Genomic DNA, 22,834 nt, shown 5'->3' with positions numbered 1-22,834 from the left:
CCCGTTGGGAATAAACAGGAGTCATCATGGATCATTTTACGCAGCTTGAAGTCTGGTTTGTTATTGGCAGCCAGCATCTTTATGGGCCGGAAACCTTACGCCAGGTAAAAGAGAACGCCGAAAAAGTGGTTGCCGGACTGAACCAGGAGGCCGGGCTACCGGTAAAACTGATCCTCAAACCGCTGGTGAAAACACCGGACGAAATTATTTCGTTGTGCCGCGACGCAAATTATCAGGACAACTGTATCGGTCTGCTGACCTGGCTGCATACCTTCTCCCCCGCCAAGATGTGGATCGGCGGGCTCGGCATCCTGAATAAACCGCTGCTGCAATTTCATACCCAGTTCAACGCGGAAATTCCGTGGGATACGATGGATATGGACTTTATGAATCTGAATCAGACGGCTCACGGCGGCCGGGAATTCGGTTTTATCGGCGCCCGGATGCGTCAGGCGCATCAGGTTATCGTCGGCCACTGGCAGGATAAACGCGCCCATGTGCGCATCGCCAAATGGATGCGGGCGGCGGCGGCGATTCAGGAAAGTAAGCGCCTGAAGCTGGCGCGCTTTGGCGACAACATGCGCGAAGTCGCGGTAACGGAAGGCGACAAGGTCGGCGCGCAGATTAAGTTCGGCTACTCCGTCACCGCTTGGGGATTGGGCGACCTGGCCAGCGTGATTGACGATGTATCCAAAGGCGATATTGATGCGCTGATTGAAGAGTATGAGGCCAGCTACCGGTTGACCGATGCGGTAAAACTTAACGGCCCAAACCGCCGGAATCTGCTGGATGCGGCGCAGATTGAACTGGGTATGAAGCGCTTTTTGGAGCAAGGCGGCTATAAGGCTTTCACCACGGATTTTGAAAATTTATACGGGCTGAAGCAACTGCCGGGGCTGGCCGTCCAGCGATTGATGCAGCAGGGTTATGGTTTCGGCGGCGAAGGAGACTGGAAAACCGCCGCGCTGCTGCGCATTATGAAAGTGATGGCCGACGGTTTGCCGGGCGGCACATCATTCATGGAGGATTACACCTACAACTTCCAAAACAATAACGATCTGGTTGTAGGCTCCCATATGCTGGAAGTCTGCCCCAGCATCGCTAAAGAGCAAAAACCCATTCTGGATGCGCAACACCTGGGGATCGGCGGTAAAGCGGACCCCGCCCGGCTGATTTTCTCCACCCCCGGCGGCTTGTCGCTCAATGCCAGCGTTATCGACATGGGGGATCGCTTCAGAATGTTGGTTAATGTAGTGGACGCCATTGAACAACCGCGCCCACTGCCCAAATTACCGGTCGCGCGCGCCATCTGGAAAGCGCAACCCTCCCTGGAGGTGGCGGCGGAAGCCTGGATTCTTGCGGGCGGAGCGCACCATACGGTATTCAGTCAGGCTCTGGATTTGGACTACATTCGCCTTTATGCCGAAATGCAGAATATCGAATTACTGGTAATCGATAACGACACCCGCCTCCCGGCGTTCAGGGACGCGCTGCGCTGGAATGAGGCGTACTACAAACTCTGCGTCCGCTGATCTGAAAAGCTGAGCCGCATGGACGCGGCAAAGCCCGGAGATAAAATGACCTTCGATACCGCAGCCCTAAAAAATGATGAGACCTTGACATACGGAATATTCCTAGTTTTTTCGCATTGCCGATATTCCTGTAATTTTTCGCATCGCGAACATTGCCGGAAAAAACGACGCGCCATCAATAACCGCCCCATTTCCATCTATTATTTAGCGTCGTTTTTTTGCTTAATATTTATATTTCTTTTTTTATTATGCTATAGACAGCGCCTATCTCTTGCATATACTTAATCACCTCCATCTACATAACTATTAGCTTATTAATTATGACTGCGTATGAGTATTTGCTTAAGTTTCGCAAGGTTAATACTACGGAAAGCCTGGAGAAACTCTTCGACCACCTCAACTACTCCCTGACTGATAATCAAGAAATAATCAATATGTATCGGGCGGCGGATCATCGCCGGGCGGAGTTGGCGGCTGGCGGAAAACTATTTGATTTAGGCTGCGTGCCTAAATCGGTGTGGCATTATGTGGTGTAATCCGGCCGGTGATTAATGTAACTAACTAAAGAATAATTATGCATATTCACCGTTTTTAGTTATTTCGGTCATGACAACCTGATGATCTCTAACGTCTCTTTACCGGATCCCCATCCGATATCTACTCAGGCTTTTGCCCATATCCTTACGGTAGGTATGTTGTCGAAAGCCTGACAATACCCGATAATGTGCGGGTTTTGTTTTTTAGGCAGAGTAATGACTGAATACGCACTGTTATTTGTAAGCGCCCTTCTGGTTAATAATTTCGTTCTGGTGAAGTTTCTAGGACTATGCCCGTTCATGGGCGTATCTAAACGGCTGGAGACGGCCATCGGCATGGGTCTGGCCACCACGTTCGTGATGACCGTGGGGTCCATGTGTTCCTGGATCGTTAATGAATTTATCTTACTGCCGCTCGATATCCTCTACCTGCGTACGATGGCGTTCATTCTGGTACTGGCGGTGGTCGTCCAGTTTTCCGAGCTGGTGGTGCGCAAGACGAGCCCGGAGCTTTACCGCCTGCTGGGCATTTTTCTACCGTTGATCACCACCAACTGCGCCGTCTTGGGCGTAGTGCTGCTTAATGTCAATATGTCCCATGGTTTTCTGCAATCAACGATCTACGGTTTCGGCGCGGCGGCCGGTTTTTCTTTAGTTATGGTGCTGTTTGCCGCCATCCGTGAGCGTCTGGCTGTTTCCGATGTTCCCGCCCCCTTCCGCGGCTCGTCGATCGCGCTGATCACCGCCGGATTGATGTCGCTGGCTTTCATGGGCTTTAGCGGTCTGGTGAAATTCTGATGACGGCTATTTGGATCGCCATTGCGGCTCTCAGCTTACTCGCCTTATTTTTTGGCCTTGTTCTCGGCTATGCGTCGCGCCGCTTTCAGGTGGATGACGATCCCGTCGTTGAACAGGTTGAAGCCATGCTGCCGCAAAGCCAGTGCGGACAGTGCGGCTACCCCGGCTGCCGGCCTTATGCCGAAGCCGTCTCGCTGAATGGCGAAAAGATCAATAAATGCGTGCCCGGCGGCGAAGCGATGATGCTGAAGCTGGCCGAGAAGCTGAACATCGAACCGCAGCCGCTCGACGGGGACGGCGCGGCCCTGAAGCCGGAACGGAAAGTGGCCTGGATTGATGAAGCCAACTGTATCGGCTGCACCAAATGCATTCAGTCTTGCCCGGTGGATGCCATCATCGGCAGCACCAAGGCGGTACACACCGTGGTCAGCGATCTCTGCACCGGCTGCGATTTGTGCGTCGCACCTTGTCCCACTGATTGCATCACGCTGCGCCCCGTCGCCCCGACTCCCGAAAACTGGAAATGGGATCTCAACGCCATTCCGGTTCGCGTTATTCAAGTAGAACACCATGCTTAAGCTGTTTACCGCTTTAAAAAATCGCCGGGCGCGATTCTCAACGTCGCTTACGACGGCCCGCAGGGGATCGGGCGGGAAGCCCGTTATAAAAACAGACAAAATATGGGATTTCGACGGCGGCATTCATCCGCCGGAAATGAAAACCCAGTCCAGCCAGGTTCCGCTACGCGCCATACCGCTGCCGGAACAGCTTATTATTCCGCTCAAGCAGCATCTCGGTCCGGAAGGCGAGCTGTGCGTGCAGGCCGGCGACAAGGTGCTGCGCGGCCAGCCGCTGACGGTGGGGAAAGGCAGAACCTTGCCGGTCCATGCGCCGACTTCCGGCACGGTCAGCGCCATTCGACATCATATGACGGCGCACCCTTCCGCCTTGCCTGAGCTGAGCGTGTTCATCACGCCCGATGGCCAAGACCGCTGGTGCGAACGCAGAACGTTCAGCGACTACCTTACCCAGCCGGCGGATACCCTGCTCACCCATCTGCATCAGGCGGGAATAGCAGGATTAGGCGGCGCCGGATTCCCTACCGCCGCCAAGTTGCAGGGCGGAATGCGCGGCATTGAAACGCTGATCGTCAATGCCGCCGAATGTGAGCCCTACATCACCGCAGATGACCGGTTGATGCGGGAACATGCCGATGAAATCATGCAGGGCATTGATATTCTTGCTTATCTTTTACAGCCGCAACGCATTTTGATCGGGATTGAAGATAATAAGCCAGAGGCTATCGCCGCGCTGCGACAGGCGCTGCCCCCGCATTCGGACATCCAGCTACGCGTTATTCCGACCAAATACCCGTCCGGCGGCGCCAAACAGCTCACCAAAATTCTGACCGGTAAAGAAGTCCCCTTCGGCAAGCACTCCGCCGCTATCGGCATACTGATGCAGAACGTCGGAACCGCCTTCGCCATCAAGCGCGCCATCATTGACGGCGAACCGCTGACCGAACGCGTCGTCACCCTGACGGGCGAAGCCTTGCAACAGCCGGGAAACGTCTGGGCCAGATTAGGAACGCCGGTGCGCCATTTGCTGAAACACGCCGGATTTCATATCAGCCGGCAGCCGATGGTTATTATGGGCGGTCCATTGATGGGTTTTACCCTGCCGTCGCTGGATGTTCCTATCGTAAAAATCAGCAACTGCATTCTTGCGCCTTCGCATGCGGAAATCGAACCGGCCGCCGAAGAGCAATCCTGCATTCGTTGCAGCAAGTGCGCCGACGCCTGCCCCGCGGGGCTATTGCCTCAGCAATTGTACTGGTTCAGCCGCGGGCAAGAGCACGAAAAAGCGCGCGATCATCATCTGTTTGACTGTATCGAATGCGGCGCGTGCGCCTATGTCTGCCCCAGCAATATCCCGCTGGTGCAGTATTATCGCCAGGAAAAAGCGGAAATCCGGGCCATTGATGAAGAAGCCCTGCGCGCCGCGCAGGCTAAAGCCCGTTTCGAAGCCAAGAAAGCGCGTCTTGAGCGTGAAAAAGCGGCACGGGAACTGCGCCATAAACAAGCTGCCGTCAGCGTTGCCGACAGCGACAAACAGGCGATACAGGCGGCGTTGGCCAGAGTGCGTAAGGCGAAATCGTCGCCGGATATTGAGGTTATCCCGGGTCAGCAGCCGGATAATAGCGCGGTTATCGCCGCTCGCGCCGCTCGTAAAGCGCAGGCAAGGATCAATAAAGCCGCCGCCGTGGAAACCAGCGCCGCCGAAACTGATGATGCCCGCAAGGCCGCCGTCGCCGATGCTATCGCCCGCGTTAAAGCACGCAAGGCGGCGCAAACGGCGGAAAGCAGTAAAGCCATACCGGCGACGCCCGCCGCGGAGATTCCAGAAAGCCCGGCCGATGAGCCGCTAGATCCGCGCAAGGCCGCCGTCGCCGCCGCTATCGCCCGCGTTAAAGCACGCAAGGCGGCGCAAACGGCGCAGAGCAGTAAAACCATACCGGCGACGCCCGCCGCGGAGATCCCGGTAAGCCCGGCCGATGAGCCGCTAGATCCGCGCAAGGCCGCCGTCGCCGCCGCTATCGCTCGCGTTAAAGCGCGTAAAGCGGCGCAAACGGCGGAAAGCAGTAAAACCATACCGGCGACGCCCGCCGCGGAGGTTCCGGAAAGCCCGGCCGATGAGCCGCTAGATCCGCGCAAGGCCGTCGTCGCCGCCGCTATCGCCCGCGTAAAAGCGCGTAAAGCGGCGCAAGCGTCAAAGTATCAAGAGGAATAAATGGCTTTCAAAATTGCAAGTTCACCATTTACACATAATCAGCAGCGCACTCAGCGCATTATGTTGCTGGTGATCGTCGCCTGCGTTCCCGGCATACTGGCGCAGTATTATTTCTTTGGTTACGGTAACCTGATCCAGGTTTTCCTGGCCGCCGTTACCGCCATCGCGGCCGAATCAGTGACATTGTCACTCAGAAAGTTTAATGTTCGCGTCAATCTGGCCGACAATTCGGCTTTGCTCACCGGTATTCTGCTAGCCATCAGTCTGCCGCCGCTGGCCCCCTGGTGGATGGTGGTAATGGGCACGGCATTTGCCATTGTCATTGCCAAGCAACTCTATGGCGGCCTGGGGCAAAACCCGTTTAACCCGGCGATGATCGGCTATGTGGTGCTGCTGATCTCGTTTCCGGTGCAGATGACGAGTTGGCTGCCGCCCGCTTCGCTGCAAAGTATTCCCATCGGTTTCTACGATACGCTGTTAACCATTGTTTCCGGACATACGCCATCAGGACATTCAGTACAGCAATTGATGCAAAACGTGGATGGGATCAGCCAGGCGACGCCTCTGGATACCTTCAAAACGGCATTACGCTCGGGCCATCATCCGGAACAGATTCTTCAACAGCCGGTATTTTCCGGCGCGCTGGCGGGCATTGGCTGGCAGTGGGTTAACATCGGTTTTCTGATCGGCGGCCTATTCCTGCTGCAACAGGGAACCATTCGCTGGCACATCCCCCTTAGCTTTCTGTTTACCTTGACGCTATGCGCTTCGCTCGGCTGGATGTTGTCGCCTGAAAGATATGCCCCGCCGATGTTGCATCTGTTCTCCGGCGCCACCATGCTGGGAGCATTCTTTATCGCCACCGATCCGGTCACGGCATCGACCACCAACCGCGGCCGTCTGATTTTTGGCGCGCTGATCGGTCTGCTGGTCTGGTTAATCAGAACATACGGCGGCTATCCTGACGGCGTTGCCTTTGCCGTCCTGCTGGCGAATATCACCGTGCCGCTGATTGACTATTACACCAAGCCTCGCGCTTACGGCCATCATCGCTAAAGGAGCCGCCATGTTAACCACGATGCGCCGCCACGCGACAACGCTGGCTCTCTTCGCTGTCGGCACCACCGCATTGACGGCGGTGGTCAATAGTCTGACCACGCCAATCATCGCCCATCAAACGGCGTTGGAACAAAAAAAGCTGTTGGATCAGGTCGTTCCCGCCGACAAATACAACAACGACATGCTGCAAGAATGTTACATTGTCACCGATAAAGCGTTGGGGTCGGCTTCCGCACATCAGCTATTTATTGCCCGTAAAGATGGCGAACCCGTCGCGGCGGCGGTGGAAAGCGCCGCGCCGGACGGCTACTCCGGCGCGATCTATCTGCTGATCGGCGCTGATTTTAGTGGTAACGTGCTGGGCGCTCGCGTAACCGAGCATCATGAAACACCAGGGCTGGGCGATAAAATCGATGTCCGGATATCAGATTGGATCACCCATTTCAGCGGGCAACAGGTGCAAAGCGGCGCAGACGCCCGCTGGGCGGTAAAAAAAGAAGGCGGCGTATTCGATCAGTTTACCGGCGCGACCATTACGCCCCGCGCGGTGATCAACAGCATCAAACGCAGCGCATTGTATCTGGAAACCTTGCCGCCCCAACTGACTTCCCTGCCGAAGTGTGGAGAGAGCCGATGAGTGAAGTTAAACATCTTTTAATCCAGGGACTATGGAAGAACAATTCGGCGCTGGTGCAGCTGCTTGGACTCTGCCCGCTGCTGGCGGTTTCCTCAACCGCAACCAACGCCTTGGGACTGGGATTGGCCACGACGCTGGTGCTGGTTTTCACCAATATTTCCGTCTCGGCGCTGCGGCGTTGGGTTCCGGCGGAAATCCGCATCCCGATTTACATTATGTTGATTGCATCCGTCGTCAGTACGGTGCAAATGCTGATCAATGCCTATGCTTACGGGTTGTACCAATCGCTGGGGATCTTTATTCCGCTGATCACCACCAACTGCATTGTTATCGGCCGGGCGGAGGCGTTCGCGTCTAAAAATCCGGTGGGGCTTTCCGCGCTGGACGGACTGGCCATGGGGTTAGGCGCCACCAGCGCGCTGTTCGTACTGGGCGCGCTGCGCGAACTCATGGGTAACGGCACGTTATTCGACGGCGCCGATTTGCTGTTGGGCGATTGGGCCAAAGCGCTGCGCATTGAGGTTATTCATCTGGATTCTCCCTTCCTGCTTGCCATGCTTCCTCCCGGCGCGTTTATCGGGTTAGGACTGTTGTTGGCGGTCAAATATCTGATTGATGAAAAAATGAAACAACGAAAAGCCAGGATTGCCGAAAATGTTAAATCCTCGTCCACCGGCGTGGCGGGAGAAACATTATGAACAAACAAAAACGGATTGAAATTTTAAGCCGACTACGCGCGAATAATCCCCATCCCACGACGGAACTGAAATTCACGACGCCGTTCGAACTGTTGATCGCCGTTCTACTTTCCGCGCAGGCGACCGATGTTAGCGTCAACAAAGCAACGGCTAAGCTCTATCCCGTCGCCAATACGCCGGAAGCGATGCTGGCGTTAGGCGTTGAGGGTATAAAAAGCTATATCAAGACCATCGGCCTGTTTAATAGCAAAGCCGAAAACGTGATCAAAACCTGCCGCATTCTGATTGAACAGCATCAAAGCCAGGTTCCGGAAGACCGCGCCGCGCTGGAGGCTCTGCCCGGCGTCGGACGGAAAACCGCCAATGTCGTGCTGAATACCGCGTTTGGCTGGCCGACGATCGCCGTTGATACGCATATATTTCGCGTCTGCAACCGCACAGGCTTCGCGCCAGGGAAAAATGTTGAACAGGTTGAAGAAAAACTGCTTAAGGTGGTGCCCGCCGAATTTAAAGTCGATTGCCATCACTGGCTGATCCTGCACGGCAGATACACCTGTATCGCCCGCAAGCCCCGCTGCGGCTCCTGTCTGATTGAAGATCTTTGCGAATACAAAGAAAAGGTTTACCCATAAACCCCGGCGCTAGCGAGACATCGTCAGCGTTAACTCAACCGAATGCTTTGCTGTCGTCATAAAAAACCGCACCTTAATCAGTTGATAGCCAACTTTTGGGGTGCGGTTCGCATCAAGCCGCCCACTATTTTACAGGCAGCGTGATATCTTTAAACATGGCTTCAATTTCTTCGTTCGAACGCAACGCCACCGCGGTATCCACCACATCGCGCGTCAGATGCGGCGCAAAACGCTGGATGAAGTCATACATGTAGCTTCTGAGGAACGTGCTGCGGCGAAAGCCGATTTTAGTGGTGCTATAGCTAAATATCTGGCTTGCATTGATCTTCACCAGATCGGTTTCGATCTGCGGATCGACGGCCATATTGGCGATCACCCCAATACCCAGCCCGAGGCGCACATAGGTCTTGATCACATCCGCGTCGGTTGCGGTAAACACGATGCGCGGCGTCAAACCGGCGCGGTTGAAAGCGGTGTCAAGTTCAGAACGGCCGGTGAAGCCAAAGGTATAGGTCACGATCGGATACGAGGCCAGTTCCTCAATAGAGATATCCGTTTTCGACGCCAGCGGATGATCGGGTTTAACCACGATGGCTCGGTTCCAGTGGTAACAAGGCAGCATGATTAAATCGTCATAAAGATGCAGCGCTTCCGTAGCAATGGCGAAATCGGCCGACCCTTTCGCCACGGCTTCAGCAATCTGCGTCGGCGAGCCCTGATGCATATGCAGAGAGACCCGGGGATAACGTTCAATGAACCCCTTAATCACCTGAGGCAGCGCGTAGCGGGCCTGAGTATGCGTCGTGGCGACATACAACGAACCCTTGTCGGGATAGGTATGTTCACCTGCAACAGCCTTGATGGCATCGACTTTTGAAAGAACCTCTCGCGCAATCCGAATGACTTCCTGTCCGGCGGGCGTCACCTGCGTCAGATGTTTTCCGCTACGGGCGAAGATCTGAATTCCCAGTTCATCCTCTAACATCCGGACCTGTTTACTGATCCCAGGCTGAGAGGTGTACAACCCTTCTGCGGTAGAAGAAACATTCAGGTTGTGATTAACAACTTCAACAATATAACGAAGCTGTTGCAGTTTCATAATTTATCCCATTTTCAATTGAATTATGCGCACGGCATCCCAAATTCTGACGATGTTCCATATGCTGAATATTTTTTTGCACCGTAACAATCTGGTGCAGATTTTCATCAATTAATGTCATTTAATCATAAAAATAGTTTTTATATAACCACTAAAGAGCGGTCTATAGAAAAAACGGTGATCCGTCATAAAAAATATTTTATCTCCACCCGATCTCAAGGCGAAGCCGGTAACGGGCGCATCCCGGTCACTATCAACGGATGACTGAAATAAGAACGCCACTACGCCGTGAAAGATAAGGGTATACCAATGCTATGATTATCCTCTCAGGTAAATCGCTATCCCCTTACCCAGATCAAAAAAAGCCAGCCTAAAAGGCTGGCCTGATATAACAATATAAATCATGGAAAGGGTTATTTCTTTCCTTCAACCCATTTGCCGTCGACGTAAAAAGCGGACCATCCGGTTGCTTTGCCATCTTTTTCAGACGCGACATACTGCTGTTTCGTCTTGCGGCTAAAGCGCACCATGGTCTTATTGCCATCTTTATCAACAACCGGCGCTTCGGCCAGATAACGCATTTTTTCAGGCAGGCGGTCTTTAAAGCGCACCAGTTCTTCTACCAGAGGAGCGCGCGTCTCGCGGGATTTCGGGAACGTATTGGCCGCCAGGAAGATACCAGCCGCGCCGTCACGCAAGACGAAATAGGCGTCGGACTTCTCGCACGGCAGCTCTGGCAAAGGCACCGGATCTTCTTTCGGCGGCGCGACTTCGCCATTGCGCAGAATTTTACGCGTATTGCCGCAGCTTTCGTTGGTGCAGGCCATGTACTTACCAAACCGGCCCATCTTCATATGCATTTCCGACCCGCATTTTTCGCACTCAACAACCGGGCCGTCGTAACCTTTAATACGGAACTCGCCGGTTTCAATCTCATAACCATCACAGGCCGGATTGTTACCGCAGACATGCAGTTTGCGTTGGTTATCGATCAGATAGCTGTCCATAGCCGTACCACATTTAGGGCAACGGCGGCGGGCGCGCAGCGCATTGGTTTCCGCATCATCCCCTTCCAGTACGTTAAGCACTTCGGCTTCAGGGATCAGATTGATGGTGGTTTTGCAGCGCTCTTTCGGCGGCAGCGCGTATCCGGAGCATCCGAGGAATACCCCGGTGCTGGCGGTACGGATGCCCATTTTGCGTCCGCAGCTCGGACAATCAATGCTGGTCAGAACCATTTGGTTAGGCCGCATTCCGCCCTTTTCGGGATTCTGCTCCGCGGTTTCCAACTGCTGGCTGAACTCGGCGAAAAACTCGTCCAGAACCGCTTTCCACTGCGCCTGATTGTTAGCCACCTGGTCCAGGCTGCTTTCCATTCGGGCGGTGAAGTCGTAACTCATCAGTTCGCGGAAGTTTTCCTCCAGACGATCGGTCACTATCTCGCCCATTTTCTCCGCATAGAAACGGCGGTTTTCCACCCTGACATAGCCACGATCCTGGATAGTGGAGATGATCGATGCGTAGGTGGAAGGACGGCCGATGCCGCGTTTTTCCAGCTCTTTCACCAGAGATGCATCGCTATAGCGTGCGGGCGGCTTGGTAAAGTGCTGCCCCGGCAATAGCTTCTGCAGCGCCAGTCGTTCGCCGACGGCGACCGTCGGCAACGTGCGGTCTTCATCGTTTTTACGCAGCGCGGGCATGACCTTGGTCCAGCCGTCAAAACGCAGCGTGCGCCCTTTGGCGCGCAACTGGTAATCAGCCGCTTTAACAATCAAGGTGGTGGAATCGTATTTCGCCGGCGTCATCTGACAGGCGACAAACTGACGCCAAATCAGCTGATACAGTTTCTGCGCATCCGCTTCCATATCTTTCAGATGCTCGGCCAGCACTTTCACATCGGAGGGGCGAATGGCTTCGTGCGCTTCCTGTGAATTCTCTTTGCTGCTGTAGTGGTTGGCCGAATCGGGCAGATATTTATTGCCAAATTCTTTGCCGATATAGTCGCGCACCATGGTCAGCGCATCCTGACTCAGGTTGGTTGAGTCGGTACGCATGTAGGTTATGTGGCCCGCTTCATATAGACGCTGCGCCATCATCATGGTTTTTTTCACGCCAAAGCCCAACCGCGTACTGGCGGCCTGCTGCAACGTGGAAGTGATAAACGGCGCGCCGGGCTTGCTGCTGGTTGGCTTATCTTCGCGCTCCGCCACCACATAATCAGCCTTCTCCAACAGGCTGACTGCGGCTTCCGTCTGCGCTTTATTAACCGGCTTAAACGGCTTGCCGTTATGGTGCGTGACCTGCATTTGCAGTTGGGTATCCTTGCCGGCCAGTAAGTCAGCATACAGTTCCCAATACTCTTCAGGCACAAAAGCCTTGATTTCACGCTCGCGATCGACAATCAAACGCACCGCAACCGACTGAACGCGGCCGGCGGACAGTCCGCGGGCGATTTTTTTCCACAGCAGCGGCGAAACCATATAGCCCACCACCCGGTCCATAAACCGGCGGGCCTGCTGGGCATTAACGCGATCGATATTTAACTTGTCCGGATTTTCAAACGCCTGCCGGATCGCATTTTTGGTGATTTCATTAAAAACGACGCGGCTGAAGCGATTATCGTCGCCGCCGATGATTTCCCGCAGGTGCCAGGCAATGGCTTCCCCTTCGCGGTCAAGGTCGGTTGCGAGATAGATATGTTCGGCATTCTCCGCCAGCGTTTTTAACTCGGAAACCACCTTTTCCTTACCGGGCAAAATCTCATAGTTCGCCTTCCACCCATGATAAGGATCGACGCCCATGCGATTCACCAACGCGGATTTCTCATCCTTTTTGACGGTTTTTTTCGTTTTGTCTTTGGTTGAGTCCGCGCTCTTCTTACTGGCTGAGCCACTGGTCGGCAAATCGCGCACATGGCCGACGCTGGATTTAACCACGTAGGCATTGCCTAAATACTTATTGATCGTTTTGGCTTTTGCCGGGGACTCAACTATAACGAGAGCTTTACCCATATGTACTATTACCTGCTGAATTCTTCTGAAAATCAGATTTCTTTTGGGGGCATCCGCCGAAATAAACAAGGGCGGATACTCGATTAATTGTGGATAACGCCGCAGTACGCCAGTTCATTACCGGTGACCATTTTCCACTCGGAAAACCTTCCGTAATCCTTATCTCCGGTCTGAATAGTCACGCGTTTATTCCAATATCAAATAAATACAAACCGCCATGACGTAAAGAATTAATTCCACTGACCGCGCAAAATCCCACACTCTACCTGATAAATGACGTCACGCAACCTAATTAGCATGGAAAAACCGTTTTATCCACTCCATGTTGAACTCAGTATCGACCGCCAAGTGACTAAAACTTAGTACATTTGCGATAAAATGCGCCGGAGAAGTACAATCATAGGTAACACTTGGGTCGTTATGGCGTACTATCACCCATAACGTAGAGACGAGCTTGATGTACATCAGGTCGCATTGAAAGATATTTATGGAGTTGTAACCCATGTCCGATGAAATTCAGATGATTAAAGAGAGATCCCCGATCGACCGCCAAACGCTGCTCGCCGAAGCTAATGCCATTATTAAAAATCACGGCGACTATCTGCATGGCATGGCGGCGGATGACGTTGAGCAAAAAAACAACGTGCTGGTTTTTCGCGGCGAGTTTTTTCTTGATGACAACGGCCTGCCCACATTGAAAACCACCGCGGTGTTTAACATGTTCAAACACCTGGCTCACGTGCTGTCGGAAAAATATTATCTGGTCGATTAAACGCCATCGCCCGCGCTTGGCGCGGGCGATGAACATGAAAAGCCGTTGAATGAAATCATCACAATAGCGGGCTATTTCCTCGCTGCCACCAGCGCAGCATCAGCCTTTCAAGGGCATCGCCCGTACTTCCCGTCAAACGGTCGATCAGGCGTTTACGGCGCGTATAGCGTACGCTAAGAACCTCATGATTGGCCATCTCGGCAATCAGCAGATCGTCGCTGGTGCCAATCGCATCAACCAGCCCCAGATCCTTGGCCTGTGTGCCGAACCAGTGCTCCCCGGTCGCCACTGAATCAATATCCAGCGACGGACGCATCTGGTGAACAAACTGTTTAAACAGGCCATGCGTAATATTTAGCTCTTCACGGAATTTCTCACGTCCTTGTTCCGTATTTTCGCCGAACAGCGTTAACGTGCGTTTAAACTCGCCTGCCGTGTGCAATTCAACATCGATATCCTTATTTTTCAACAGGCGATTGAAGTTAGGGATCTGCGCAACCACGCCGATGGAGCCGACAATCGCAAACGGCGCGGCGACAATGCGGTCGGCGACGCAGGCCATCATGTAGCCGCCGCTGGCGGCCACTTTATCAACCGCCACCGTCAGCCGGATCCCGCTCTGCCGCAGCCTTTGCAGCTGTGAGGCGGCAAGACCGTAACCATGCACCACCCCGCCGGGACTTTCCAATCGCAACAGCACTTCGTCCTCTGGTTTGGCGACGGCCAACACCGCCGAAACCTCTTCGCGCAGGGAGTTCACTTCGCCGGCGTCCATACTGCCGTTGAAATCCAGCACGTACAGACAAGGTTTCGACGGTTTTTCCTCACCGCGCCGCGCGCGCTGTTTTTCTTGCTTGGCAGCGGCTTTTTCCTTCTTTTTTTCTTGCTTGGATAGCAGCTTACGCTCGGCATCGCTCATATACGCCATCTGCATATCCCGTTGCATATCACGGTACTGTTCCCCCAGATCAACGACCTGTAATTCACCTTTACGCTGACGTTTACGCTGCGTCATACCGAAGACCAAAACCACCAGCGCGCCAATAGAGATAACGATGGTGAGCGCTTTGGCCAGGAATAAACCGTACTGAGAAAGTAATTCCACAAATACCGCCCTCATTAACTGAGTATTAAAATATCACATTGATTATACTGACCAACTGACAAGTCAGCATCGTAAACGAAACCTTTAACCTAACGTATGACACCCAAGATGGCGATGTTATTTGTTCCGTTTCCGCGCTTTCCGCTGCTTTTTACCGCACATGCGCCAAGAAATGGTCTCAGTCTCATTGAAAACGCCACCTATTTAAGGCATAAATCCGTCATCTTCATCCTATTGGATGCCTTTTCAGCCAGATAACGGCATAGCGACGTCAAGCGTATTAATGAAGGTATCCGGTACGTCTGCAAGAGGAATTGCCCGTGTATTACCAGCCCCAAAGCGACCTGCTGCAACAGCGAATCATTCTGGTTACCGGCGCCGGCGATGGTATCGGTCGTGAGGCGGCGCTTACCTACGCCCGCTTCGGCGCCCGTCTTGTCCTGCTGGGCCGCACTGAAAGTAAACTACAGGCGGTTAACCAGCAGATCTATGAAGAAAGCGGTACTAAAGCGCACGTCATCGTCTGCGATATGTTAACCACCCGTTCGGAACGATTTTTTCAAATAGCCGATGAACTGGCCCGAGTTGTTCCGCGTCTTGACGGGGTACTGCACAATGCCGGATTACTGGGAGAAATCGCGCCGATGACGCAGCAGCCGGCAGATGTCTGGCACGATGTGATGCAGGTTAACGTCAATGCCACCTTTATGCTGACGCAGGCATTGCTGCCCCTATTGTTGAAATCGCCTAGCCCCTCTTTGGTGTTCACCAGCTCCAGCGTAGGCCGTCAGGGCCGCGCCGGCTGGGGCGCCTATTCCGTATCAAAATTCGCGACTGAAGGCATGATGCAGGTATTAGCCGACGAATACCGCCAGCAAAATCTGAGAGTGAACTGCATCAATCCCGGCGGCACGCGTACCCGCATGCGCGCATCGGCATTCCCCGATGAAGACGCGGAAAAACTAAAAACCCCGGCGGATATCATGCCGCTGTATCTCTACCTGATGGGCGATGACAGCCGCCGTAAAACGGGAATGAGTTTTGATGCTCAACCAGGTAGAAAATCAGGCCCAGCCGAATAGTCAGGAGAAAACGCAGCATGAGTGATGAACGTCACCAACAACGTCAACAGCGTATTAAAGAAAAGGTTGATGCCCGTATCGCCGCCGCGAACGAAACGCGCGGCATCCTGATGGTTTTCACCGGCAACGGCAAAGGGAAGACCACGGCGGCTTTTGGCACCGTTACCCGGGCGATCGGCCATGATTTACGCGCCGGCGTTATCCAATTCATCAAGGGAGAATGGCCGAACGGCGAGAAAAATCTGCTGCAAAAACACGGCGTTGAATTTCAGGTAATGGCAACCGGCTTCACCTGGGAAACACAAAACCGCCAGACGGATACCGAGGCCGCGCAAAAAGTATGGCGGCACGGCAAACGCATGCTGGCCGACCCGCAGTTGGATCTGGTGGTGTTGGATGAACTGACCTACATGGTCAGCTATGGCTATCTTGAACTGGAAGAGGTGCTGAGCGCCCTGCGCGACCGTCCGGCCGGGCAATCGGTTATTATCACCGGGCGGGGATGCCACCGTGATTTGCTGGAAATGGCTGATACCGTCACCGAGATGCGGCCGGTAAAACACGCTTTTGAAGCCGGGATCAAAGCGCAACAGGGGATTGACTGGTAACGAACCGCTGCTGAGATGCCCGCTTACGCGGGCATAAAGAAAGTTAAAGTCTGGCGGAGAGACGCGGCTTGACCGTAGATACTTACCGCATTATCCGCAACGGTTTAGTTGTTAAGATTGACCGCTGCGTTTCGGTTTCGGCGCGCCGCGGCGAGCCGGAGAAACCTGGCTGCTGCGCTTTATCGCCCGGCGAATCTGGTTGGCCTTCACCCGGCGGCGCTCGCTTTCAACCGGCAGTTTGGTCACCGTTTCCGGCGGCAACTGCACCAGTTCGCGCAGATAGTTCAGACTTTCCAACGCCATTTCCGACCAGCCGCCGCGCGGCAAGCCCTTAGGCAGCTGAATATCGCCATAGCGAACCCGGATCAGGCGGCTGACCTGCACGCCGACGGCTTCCCATAAACGGCGAACCTCACGGTTTCGCCCTTCCGTCAACGTCACGTTATACCACTGGTTGAGACCTTCCCCGCCCTGATAACGGATGGTGCGGAATGAGGCCGGACCGTCTTCCAACTGCACGCCTTTGCTCAGTTGTTTAATCTTCTCATCGTTGACCTCACCGAAAACCCGCACGGCATATTCACGTTCAACCTCACGGCTCGGGTGCATTAAACGGTTCGCCAGTTCGCCGTCCGTAGTGAACAGCAGCAGACCTGACGTATTCACGTCCAGCCGCCCTACCGCTACCCAGCGAGAACCCTGAATCTTGGGTAAACGATCAAAAACCGTCGGGCGTCCATCAGGATCGCTACGCGTACACAGCTCCCCCTCCGGTTTGTAATAAATGAGAACGCGACAAACGGTTTCTTCAGTTTCCTTGACGGAAACCACGTGACCGTCAATGCGGATTTTAGTGGCTTTGGTTACTTCAACCCGGTCGCCGAGCGTAGCGATTTTACCGTCAACGCTGACGCGACCCGCTTGAATCATACCTTCTATTTCACGGCGCGAGCCGTGACCGGCCCGTGCTAATACTTTCTGTAGCTTTTCGCTCATCGAGCAACCTCTGAGTGCCGCCTTCACAGGCGTCATGTTGTTCTTCAAAAACAACAGGTTATAATAAAAAACAGAATAACCTGCTGATATAAAAACATTTAACGACAAACAGCATGGTGAAAAATAAGCCACACACAATGCTGCGCGGGCGAACATACTACACGAATTTTAGAATAATTGATTCTTCTCGTTTAATTAGACGTTCGTATGCAACTAAACAAGATTTCGATCATTACCAGCTGTATTGGTTACAGGCTGAGCCCCCGGCTCTCCGGGCAATCGCGTCCTACTACGATCGTTTGAACGAAAGGGCGAGATTGCGGCGGCCAAGGTTACAGGAATGGCGTGATGTCCCCGGTTCCTTCACGGACAATCTGCGGCGTGGATTCGGTCAAATCAATCACCGTGGTAGGCTGCTGGCCGAGAAACCCGCCATGAATTACCAGATCGACCTGTTTTCCCAGCGATTCCTGGATCTCTTCCGGATCGGATTCGGCAAAATCATTGCCGGGCAACATCAGCGTGGTGGACATTAATGGTTCGTCTAATGCGGCTAATAAATCCAGCGCAATAGGATTAGAAGGCACCCGCAGGCCAATGGTCTTACGTTTTTCATTCATCAAGCGGCGCGGCACTTCCTTGGTCGCTTTAAGAATGAAGGTATAGTTGCCCGGCGTATTATTTTTAATCAGACGAAACGCCGCATTATCAACGTAGGCATATGTCGATAGCTCCGAAAGATCGCGGCACATCAGGGTAAAATTGTGGTTGCTATCCAGATCGCGGATTCGGCAGATACGTTCCATTGCATTTTTTTCACCCAACTTGCATCCCAGCGCATAACCTGAATCGGTAGGGTAAACAATCACCCCGCCTTTATGCAGAAAGTCCACTGACTGATTGATCAGTCTTGGCTGAGGATTCTGCGGGTGAATGTAGAAAAACTGACTCATGACACTACCTCATGCTTCTGAAATACGGGAAAGCTCACGGCCTCTCCCGCATAATCGTCAATATTGTTATTTCCGTTTGCGCCAGGGACAAACAACCGGCGGCGGAATGCTTATTCAGCCAGCGCCTTATGCCGCCACACCGGCTCCACATCGGCGGGCAACCACAGCTTGCGCCCCAGTTCAATCCAGGCGCAGGGCTGATGAAAGTCCGAACCCTGCGATGCCGACAGGCTAAATTCCCGGGCATAACGGGCAAGCCGCGTTCGCTCATCCGGCGCCTGCTGGCATTGCGCCACTTCCATGGCAATACCGCCGCTGTCCGCAAACCCGGTCAACAAACGTTTCAACCATTTTGCGGTCAAATTATAACGCCCCGGATGCGCCAGCACCGAGACGCCGCCAGATTGATGAATGGCATCAATCGCTTGCTTTATTGTACACCACTGTGGCGGGACGTATCCGGTTTTCCCTTTCGCCAGATATTTCTTAAACACTTGATTAATATTCGCCGCTACGCCTTGCTCCACCAGAAAGCGGGCGAAATGCCCGCGGGTGATTTGGCCGCCGACCGCCAACCGGCTCGCGCCTTCCAGCGCCTCGGGAATGCGCGCTTTCTCCAGGCGCAAAGCGATCTGCTCCGCCCTTTCCCACCGCGACTGCGCCTGGCTCAGCAAAAGATCGCGCAGGGCCGGATGACCAATATCCATACCCAGCCCCACGATATGAATCTCATGGTTTTCCCATAGCGTTGAAATCTCCACGCCGGAGATCAGCCGCAACGGCAACGCCAGCTCATCAATCGTTCGCTGCGCCTCGGCCAGGCCGCCGGTGGTATCATGATCGGTAATCGACAACACGCTGACGCGCATCGCAACCGCCCGGTTAACCAGTTCAGCCGGCGTTAATACGCCATCGGACGCCGTAGTGTGACTATGCAGATCATAAAGCGGGAAAGACGATAGCGGTTGAGGTTCTTGTGACACAAATATTCCCATCACTGGCAGAATTGGTGGTTCGAAGGTCACTATGATGCCATCAACGCGCCGGTAATAGTAATAATTAGCATGATGATGAACTACGCCGTCGCTTTAACCCCGGCAATAAAATAATATTATTCCTGTTATTGACTTTCGAAGTACGAACTAGTTTACTAGTACGCAAGTTCAGCACACAAACAGTGAGATGTTGATAATGGTCATGCAAAACACGATGAAATCAGGTTGGTGGCGCTCTTCCCTTACGCGGGTGGAGTAATCACGCATAGCCATTATCATACATGCAGATATTCCCAGGCCCGCTTATTAAGCGGGCTTTTTCATATATGGGCAAAATAAAACAGGTAGCAATGATGCAAACGACACGACCAAAACTGGAGCTTCTGCGTACCGAGGCCATCTACCGCAATGACCCCAGCACCATTTTCCACCAGCTCTGCGGCGCAAGACCCGCCACGCTGCTGCTGGAGTCAGCCGAAATAGAAAGTAAGCAAAACCTGAAAAGCCTATTAATTATTGATAGCGCGCTGCGCATCACCGCACTCGGCCAGCAGGTTTCCGTTCAGGCGCTGACCGCCAACGGCGCGAATTTGCTGCCGCTGCTGGATAAGGCGCTGCCGCCCGAAGTCGTCATCGCCGCGCATCCTAACAGCCGCGAACTGACCTTCCCCCCGGCAGACAACATGCAGGATGAAGACTCCCGCCTGCGTTCGTTATCCGTTTTTGATGCGCTACGCGTCATTCTAAAGCTGGTCGACTCGCCTGCCGATGAGCGTGAAGCGATGTTTTTGGGCGGACTGTTCGCTTACGATCTGGTGGCCAGTTTTGAAACATTGCCGGAACTGAGCCAGCAGCAGCGCTGCCCGGACTATTGCTTTTATCTGGCGGAAACCCTGCTGACGCTGGACCATCAACAACGGACTACCCTGCTTCAGGCCAGCCTGTTTACGCCGGACAGCGGCGAGCGGCAGCGCTTACAGCAACGGTTAACGCAACTACAGCAGCAGTTGAAACAACCGGCCCCCGCGCTGCCGCATCAATCGATTGACAGCATGGAGCTCAGTTGCAACCAGAGCGATGAAGCCTATGGCGAGGTTGTTACTCAGATGCAGCAGGCGATTCGCGCCGGAGAAATTTTTCAGGTGGTGCCTTCCCGCCGCTTTTCGCTGCCCTGCCCGTCGCCGCTGTCTGCCTATCAGGTTCTGAAAGACAATAACCCCAGCCCTTACATGTTTTTCATGCAGGACCAGGACTTCACGCTGTTTGGCGCCTCGCCGGAAAGTTCGCTGAAATATGACGCAGACAGCCGTCAGATTGAAATTTATCCGATCGCCGGCACCCGCCCGCGCGGACGCCGCGCCGACGGCTCGCTGGATCGCGATCTCGACAGCCGCATTGAACTGGAAATGCGTACCGACCATAAAGAGATGGCCGAACACCTGATGCTGGTCGATCTGGCGCGCAACGATCTGGCGCGAATCTGTAAGCCCGGCAGCCGCTATGTAGCCGATTTAACCCAGGTCGATCGCTACTCTTTCGTCATGCATCTGGTATCCCGCGTGGTGGGAACGCTGCGTGAAGATCTGGATGCGCTGCACGCTTACCGCGCCTGTATGAATATGGGAACGCTGAGCGGCGCGCCGAAAGTCCGCGCTACGCAGCTTATCGCCGCCAGTGAGAAAACCCGGCGCGGCAGCTATGGCGGCGCGGTGGGGTATTTTACCGCCCACGGCGATCTGGATACCTGTATCGTTATCCGTTCAGCCTACGTTGAAGACGGCATCGCCACAGTGCAAGCGGGCGCGGGCATTGTTCTGGACTCCGTTCCGCAAGCGGAAGCCGATGAAACACGAAATAAGGCGAGGGCCGTTCTGCGGGCCATTGCCAGTGCGCACAACGCGAAGGAGTTGTTCTAATGGCGGATATCTTACTGCTCGATAATATCGATTCATTTACCTACAATCTGGTGGATCAACTGCGGGCCAGCGGGCATCAGGTGGTTATTTATCGTAATCATCTGCCGGCCGACGCCATCATCGACCATTTAAAGAAAATGGAACGGCCGGTTTTGATGTTATCTCCCGGTCCGGGCGCCCCGGCCGAGGCGGGTTGCATGCCTGAACTGCTACAGCGTCTGCGCGGTCAACTGCCGATTATCGGCATCTGCCTCGGGCATCAGGCGATTGTGGAAGCCTATGGCGGCCATGTAGGTCAGGCGGGCGAGATTCTGCACGGCAAAGCCTCCAACATCGACCATGACGGTCTGGCGATGTTCGCCGGCTTACCCCATCCGCTACCGGTGGCGCGCTATCACTCTCTGGTGGGCAGCGATATTCCGGCGGAGTTGACCGTTAACGCTCACTTTAACGACATGGTGATGGCGGTGCGTCACGACGCCGACCGCGTTTACGGCTTCCAGTTTCATCCTGAATCGATTTTAACCACCCACGGCGCGCGGCTGCTCGAACAGACGCTGGACTGGGCGTTGGCTTAATTAAAGGACACGATCATGCAAGAGACTTTCTCCATAGCGGAAATACTTGAAAAACTATATCAGGCCGAAATCATCAGCCGACAGGAAAGCCAGGCGCTGTTTGGCGCCGTCGTGCGCGGCGAGCTTGAAGCTAGCCAGCTGGCCGCGGCGCTGATCAGTATGAAAATTCGCGGCGAACACCCGGAAGAGATCGCCGGCGCGGCAACCGCCTTACTGGCCGATGCGCAACCGTTCCCCCGCCCTGACTACCCGTTCGCCGATATTGTCGGCACCGGCGGCGACGGCACCAACAGTATCAATATTTCGACCGCCAGCGCTTTTGTGGCCGCCAGTTGCGGGTTGAAGATCGCCAAACACGGCAACCGCAGCGTCTCCAGCCGGTCGGGGTCGTCCGACTTGCTGGCCGCGTTCGGCATTCGCCTTGATATGCCTGCCGAACAGGCGCGTCAGGCGCTGGACGACCTGGGCGTGTGCTTTTTGTTTGCGCCGCAGTATCATCCCGGTTTTCGCCACGCGGCCCCCGTGCGTCAGCAGTTAAAAACCCGAACCCTGTTTAACGTTCTGGGTCCATTAGTTAACCCGGCCCGTCCGCCGCTGGCGCTGATCGGCGTCTATCGTCCGGAACTGGTGCGCCCGATTGCCGAAACCTTGAAGGTATTGGGGTATCAGCGGGCGGCCGTAGTTCACGGCGGTGGAATGGACGAAGTGGCGATACATGCGCCAACGCAGGTCGCCGAGTTGAACCAGGGCGATATAGCAACCTACGAATTAACCCACCAGGATTTCGGGCTGGAAAGTTTCCCGCTGTCGGCATTAGCGGGCGGCACTCCGGAAGAAAACCGTGACATTCTGGCCTCACTGTTACAGGGTAAAGGCAAACCGGCACATGAAGCCGCCGTCGCCGCCAACGTTGCATTATTATTGAAGCTATTCGGACGGGAAGATTTGCGTCAAAATGCGCAGCAGGCATTAGAAGTCATTCGTAGCGGACAGGCCTATCAGCGGGTTACCGATCTGGCCGCAAGAGGATAAAGAAG

Annotated in this window: 19 protein-coding genes, 1 pseudogene and 1 other annotated feature; of the genes and pseudogenes, 14 read left to right on the top strand and 6 right to left on the bottom strand. The window is 54.2% G+C overall.

Annotation, left to right across the window (positions count from 1 at the left end; all coding sequences use genetic code 11):
- Positions 1 to 26 precede the first annotated feature (26 nt).
- The 9 genes from araA (at position 27) to nth (ending at position 8,682) form a co-directional block, all read left to right on the top strand.
- Positions 27 to 1,532, top strand: a complete 1,506-nt coding sequence (gene araA / locus HC231_RS10870) for an L-arabinose isomerase (RefSeq protein ID WP_208230982.1) — start codon at positions 27 to 29, stop codon at positions 1,530 to 1,532.
- Between the two features lie 320 nt (positions 1,533 to 1,852).
- Positions 1,853 to 2,068, top strand: a complete 216-nt coding sequence (gene ydgT / locus HC231_RS10865; RefSeq protein WP_208230981.1) for a transcription modulator YdgT — start codon at positions 1,853 to 1,855, stop codon at positions 2,066 to 2,068.
- 216 nt (positions 2,069 to 2,284) lie between these two features.
- The gene (gene rsxA / locus HC231_RS10860; RefSeq protein ID WP_208230980.1) at positions 2,285 to 2,866 is read left to right on the top strand and encodes an electron transport complex subunit RsxA; all 582 of its coding nucleotides are present in this window, start codon (positions 2,285 to 2,287) and stop codon (positions 2,864 to 2,866) included.
- Positions 2,866 to 3,444, top strand: a complete 579-nt coding sequence (gene rsxB, locus HC231_RS10855; RefSeq protein ID WP_208230979.1) for an electron transport complex subunit RsxB — start codon at positions 2,866 to 2,868, stop codon at positions 3,442 to 3,444. The genes rsxA and rsxB overlap by 1 nt, the downstream gene beginning before the upstream one ends.
- A complete protein-coding gene (rsxC, locus tag HC231_RS10850) occupies positions 3,437 to 5,656 on the top strand; it encodes an electron transport complex subunit RsxC (RefSeq protein ID WP_208230978.1) in 2,220 nt (739 codons plus the stop codon). Before rsxB ends, rsxC begins: the two co-directional genes overlap by 8 nt.
- Positions 5,657 to 6,712 carry an electron transport complex subunit RsxD gene (gene rsxD / locus HC231_RS10845; protein WP_208230977.1) on the top strand — a complete coding sequence of 352 codons (1,056 nt, stop codon included), beginning with the start codon at positions 5,657 to 5,659 and terminating at the stop codon, positions 6,710 to 6,712.
- Between the two features lie 10 nt (positions 6,713 to 6,722).
- Positions 6,723 to 7,352 (top strand): electron transport complex subunit RsxG, encoded by a 630-nt coding sequence (gene rsxG / locus HC231_RS10840; RefSeq protein WP_208230976.1) that lies wholly within the window; start codon positions 6,723 to 6,725, stop codon positions 7,350 to 7,352.
- Positions 7,349 to 8,050, top strand: coding sequence for an electron transport complex subunit E (locus HC231_RS10835; RefSeq protein WP_208230975.1), 702 nt, complete (start codon positions 7,349 to 7,351; stop codon positions 8,048 to 8,050). Before rsxG ends, HC231_RS10835 begins: the two co-directional genes overlap by 4 nt.
- Positions 8,047 to 8,682 (top strand): endonuclease III, encoded by a 636-nt coding sequence (gene nth / locus HC231_RS10830; protein WP_208230974.1) that lies wholly within the window; start codon positions 8,047 to 8,049, stop codon positions 8,680 to 8,682. Before HC231_RS10835 ends, nth begins: the two co-directional genes overlap by 4 nt.
- A 124-nt stretch (positions 8,683 to 8,806) precedes the next feature.
- Here nth and cysB read toward each other — a convergent pair whose 3' ends face one another.
- Complete coding sequence (cysB, locus tag HC231_RS10825; protein ID WP_048638914.1) at positions 8,807 to 9,781, bottom strand: HTH-type transcriptional regulator CysB; 975 nt, start codon at positions 9,779 to 9,781, stop codon at positions 8,807 to 8,809.
- 413 nt (positions 9,782 to 10,194) lie between these two features.
- Positions 10,195 to 12,792: a type I DNA topoisomerase gene (gene topA, locus HC231_RS10820; RefSeq protein ID WP_208230973.1), complete on the bottom strand. Its 2,598-nt coding sequence runs from the start codon at positions 12,790 to 12,792 to the stop codon at positions 10,195 to 10,197.
- A 502-nt stretch (positions 12,793 to 13,294) separates the two neighbouring features.
- Here topA and HC231_RS10815 point away from each other — a divergent pair.
- The gene (locus tag HC231_RS10815; protein ID WP_208230972.1) at positions 13,295 to 13,564 is read left to right on the top strand and encodes a YciN family protein; all 270 of its coding nucleotides are present in this window, start codon (positions 13,295 to 13,297) and stop codon (positions 13,562 to 13,564) included.
- 58 nt (positions 13,565 to 13,622) lie between these two features.
- Here the strand turns inward: HC231_RS10815 and sohB are convergent, their stop codons facing one another.
- On the bottom strand, positions 13,623 to 14,669 hold the full coding sequence (sohB, locus tag HC231_RS10810; RefSeq protein ID WP_208230971.1) for a protease SohB: 1,047 nt from the start codon (positions 14,667 to 14,669) through the stop codon (positions 13,623 to 13,625).
- A gap of 320 nt (positions 14,670 to 14,989) precedes the next feature.
- Here sohB and HC231_RS10805 point away from each other — a divergent pair, with 320 nt between their 5' ends.
- Together HC231_RS10805 and cobO are read left to right on the top strand one after the other, a co-directional pair.
- On the top strand, positions 14,990 to 15,751 hold the full coding sequence (locus tag HC231_RS10805) for a YciK family oxidoreductase (RefSeq protein WP_208230970.1): 762 nt from the start codon (positions 14,990 to 14,992) through the stop codon (positions 15,749 to 15,751).
- Between the two features lie 17 nt (positions 15,752 to 15,768).
- The gene (gene cobO, locus HC231_RS10800; protein WP_208230969.1) at positions 15,769 to 16,359 is read left to right on the top strand and encodes a cob(I)yrinic acid a,c-diamide adenosyltransferase; all 591 of its coding nucleotides are present in this window, start codon (positions 15,769 to 15,771) and stop codon (positions 16,357 to 16,359) included.
- Between the two features lie 111 nt (positions 16,360 to 16,470).
- On the opposite strand, the gene rluB is transcribed toward cobO, so the two are convergent.
- The 3 genes from rluB to rnm form a co-directional block, all read right to left on the bottom strand.
- Positions 16,471 to 17,355 (bottom strand): 23S rRNA pseudouridine(2605) synthase RluB, encoded by an 885-nt coding sequence (gene rluB, locus HC231_RS10795; protein ID WP_208230968.1) that lies wholly within the window; start codon positions 17,353 to 17,355, stop codon positions 16,471 to 16,473.
- A gap of 332 nt (positions 17,356 to 17,687) precedes the next feature.
- Positions 17,688 to 18,308: an L-threonylcarbamoyladenylate synthase gene (locus tag HC231_RS10790; protein ID WP_208230967.1), complete on the bottom strand. Its 621-nt coding sequence runs from the start codon at positions 18,306 to 18,308 to the stop codon at positions 17,688 to 17,690.
- Positions 18,309 to 18,418: 110 nt separating this feature from the next.
- Entirely contained in the window at positions 18,419 to 19,291 is an 873-nt protein-coding gene (gene rnm, locus HC231_RS10785) for an RNase RNM (RefSeq protein ID WP_281397407.1), read from the bottom strand.
- A gap of 232 nt (positions 19,292 to 19,523) precedes the next feature.
- Positions 19,524 to 19,627, top strand: a sequence feature (Trp leader region).
- Between the two features lie 29 nt (positions 19,628 to 19,656).
- Here rnm and HC231_RS10780 point away from each other — a divergent pair.
- Both HC231_RS10780 and trpD read left to right on the top strand, forming a co-directional pair.
- Entirely contained in the window at positions 19,657 to 21,219 is a 1,563-nt protein-coding gene (locus HC231_RS10780) for an anthranilate synthase component 1 (RefSeq protein ID WP_208231299.1), read from the top strand.
- Positions 21,219 to 22,829: pseudogene (gene trpD, locus HC231_RS24445) on the top strand (bifunctional anthranilate synthase glutamate amidotransferase component TrpG/anthranilate phosphoribosyltransferase TrpD). The gene HC231_RS10780 and the pseudogene trpD overlap by 1 nt, the downstream one beginning before the upstream one ends.
- Positions 22,830 to 22,834: the final 5 nt, after the last annotated feature.

Origin of the sequence: Brenneria izadpanahii, from assembly GCF_017569925.1 — a bacterium.
Classification (GTDB): domain Bacteria; phylum Pseudomonadota; class Gammaproteobacteria; order Enterobacterales; family Enterobacteriaceae; genus Brenneria; species Brenneria izadpanahii.
The sequence above is the reverse complement of the archived record's forward strand: the minus strand, read 5'-3'. Positions and strand labels throughout refer to the sequence as shown.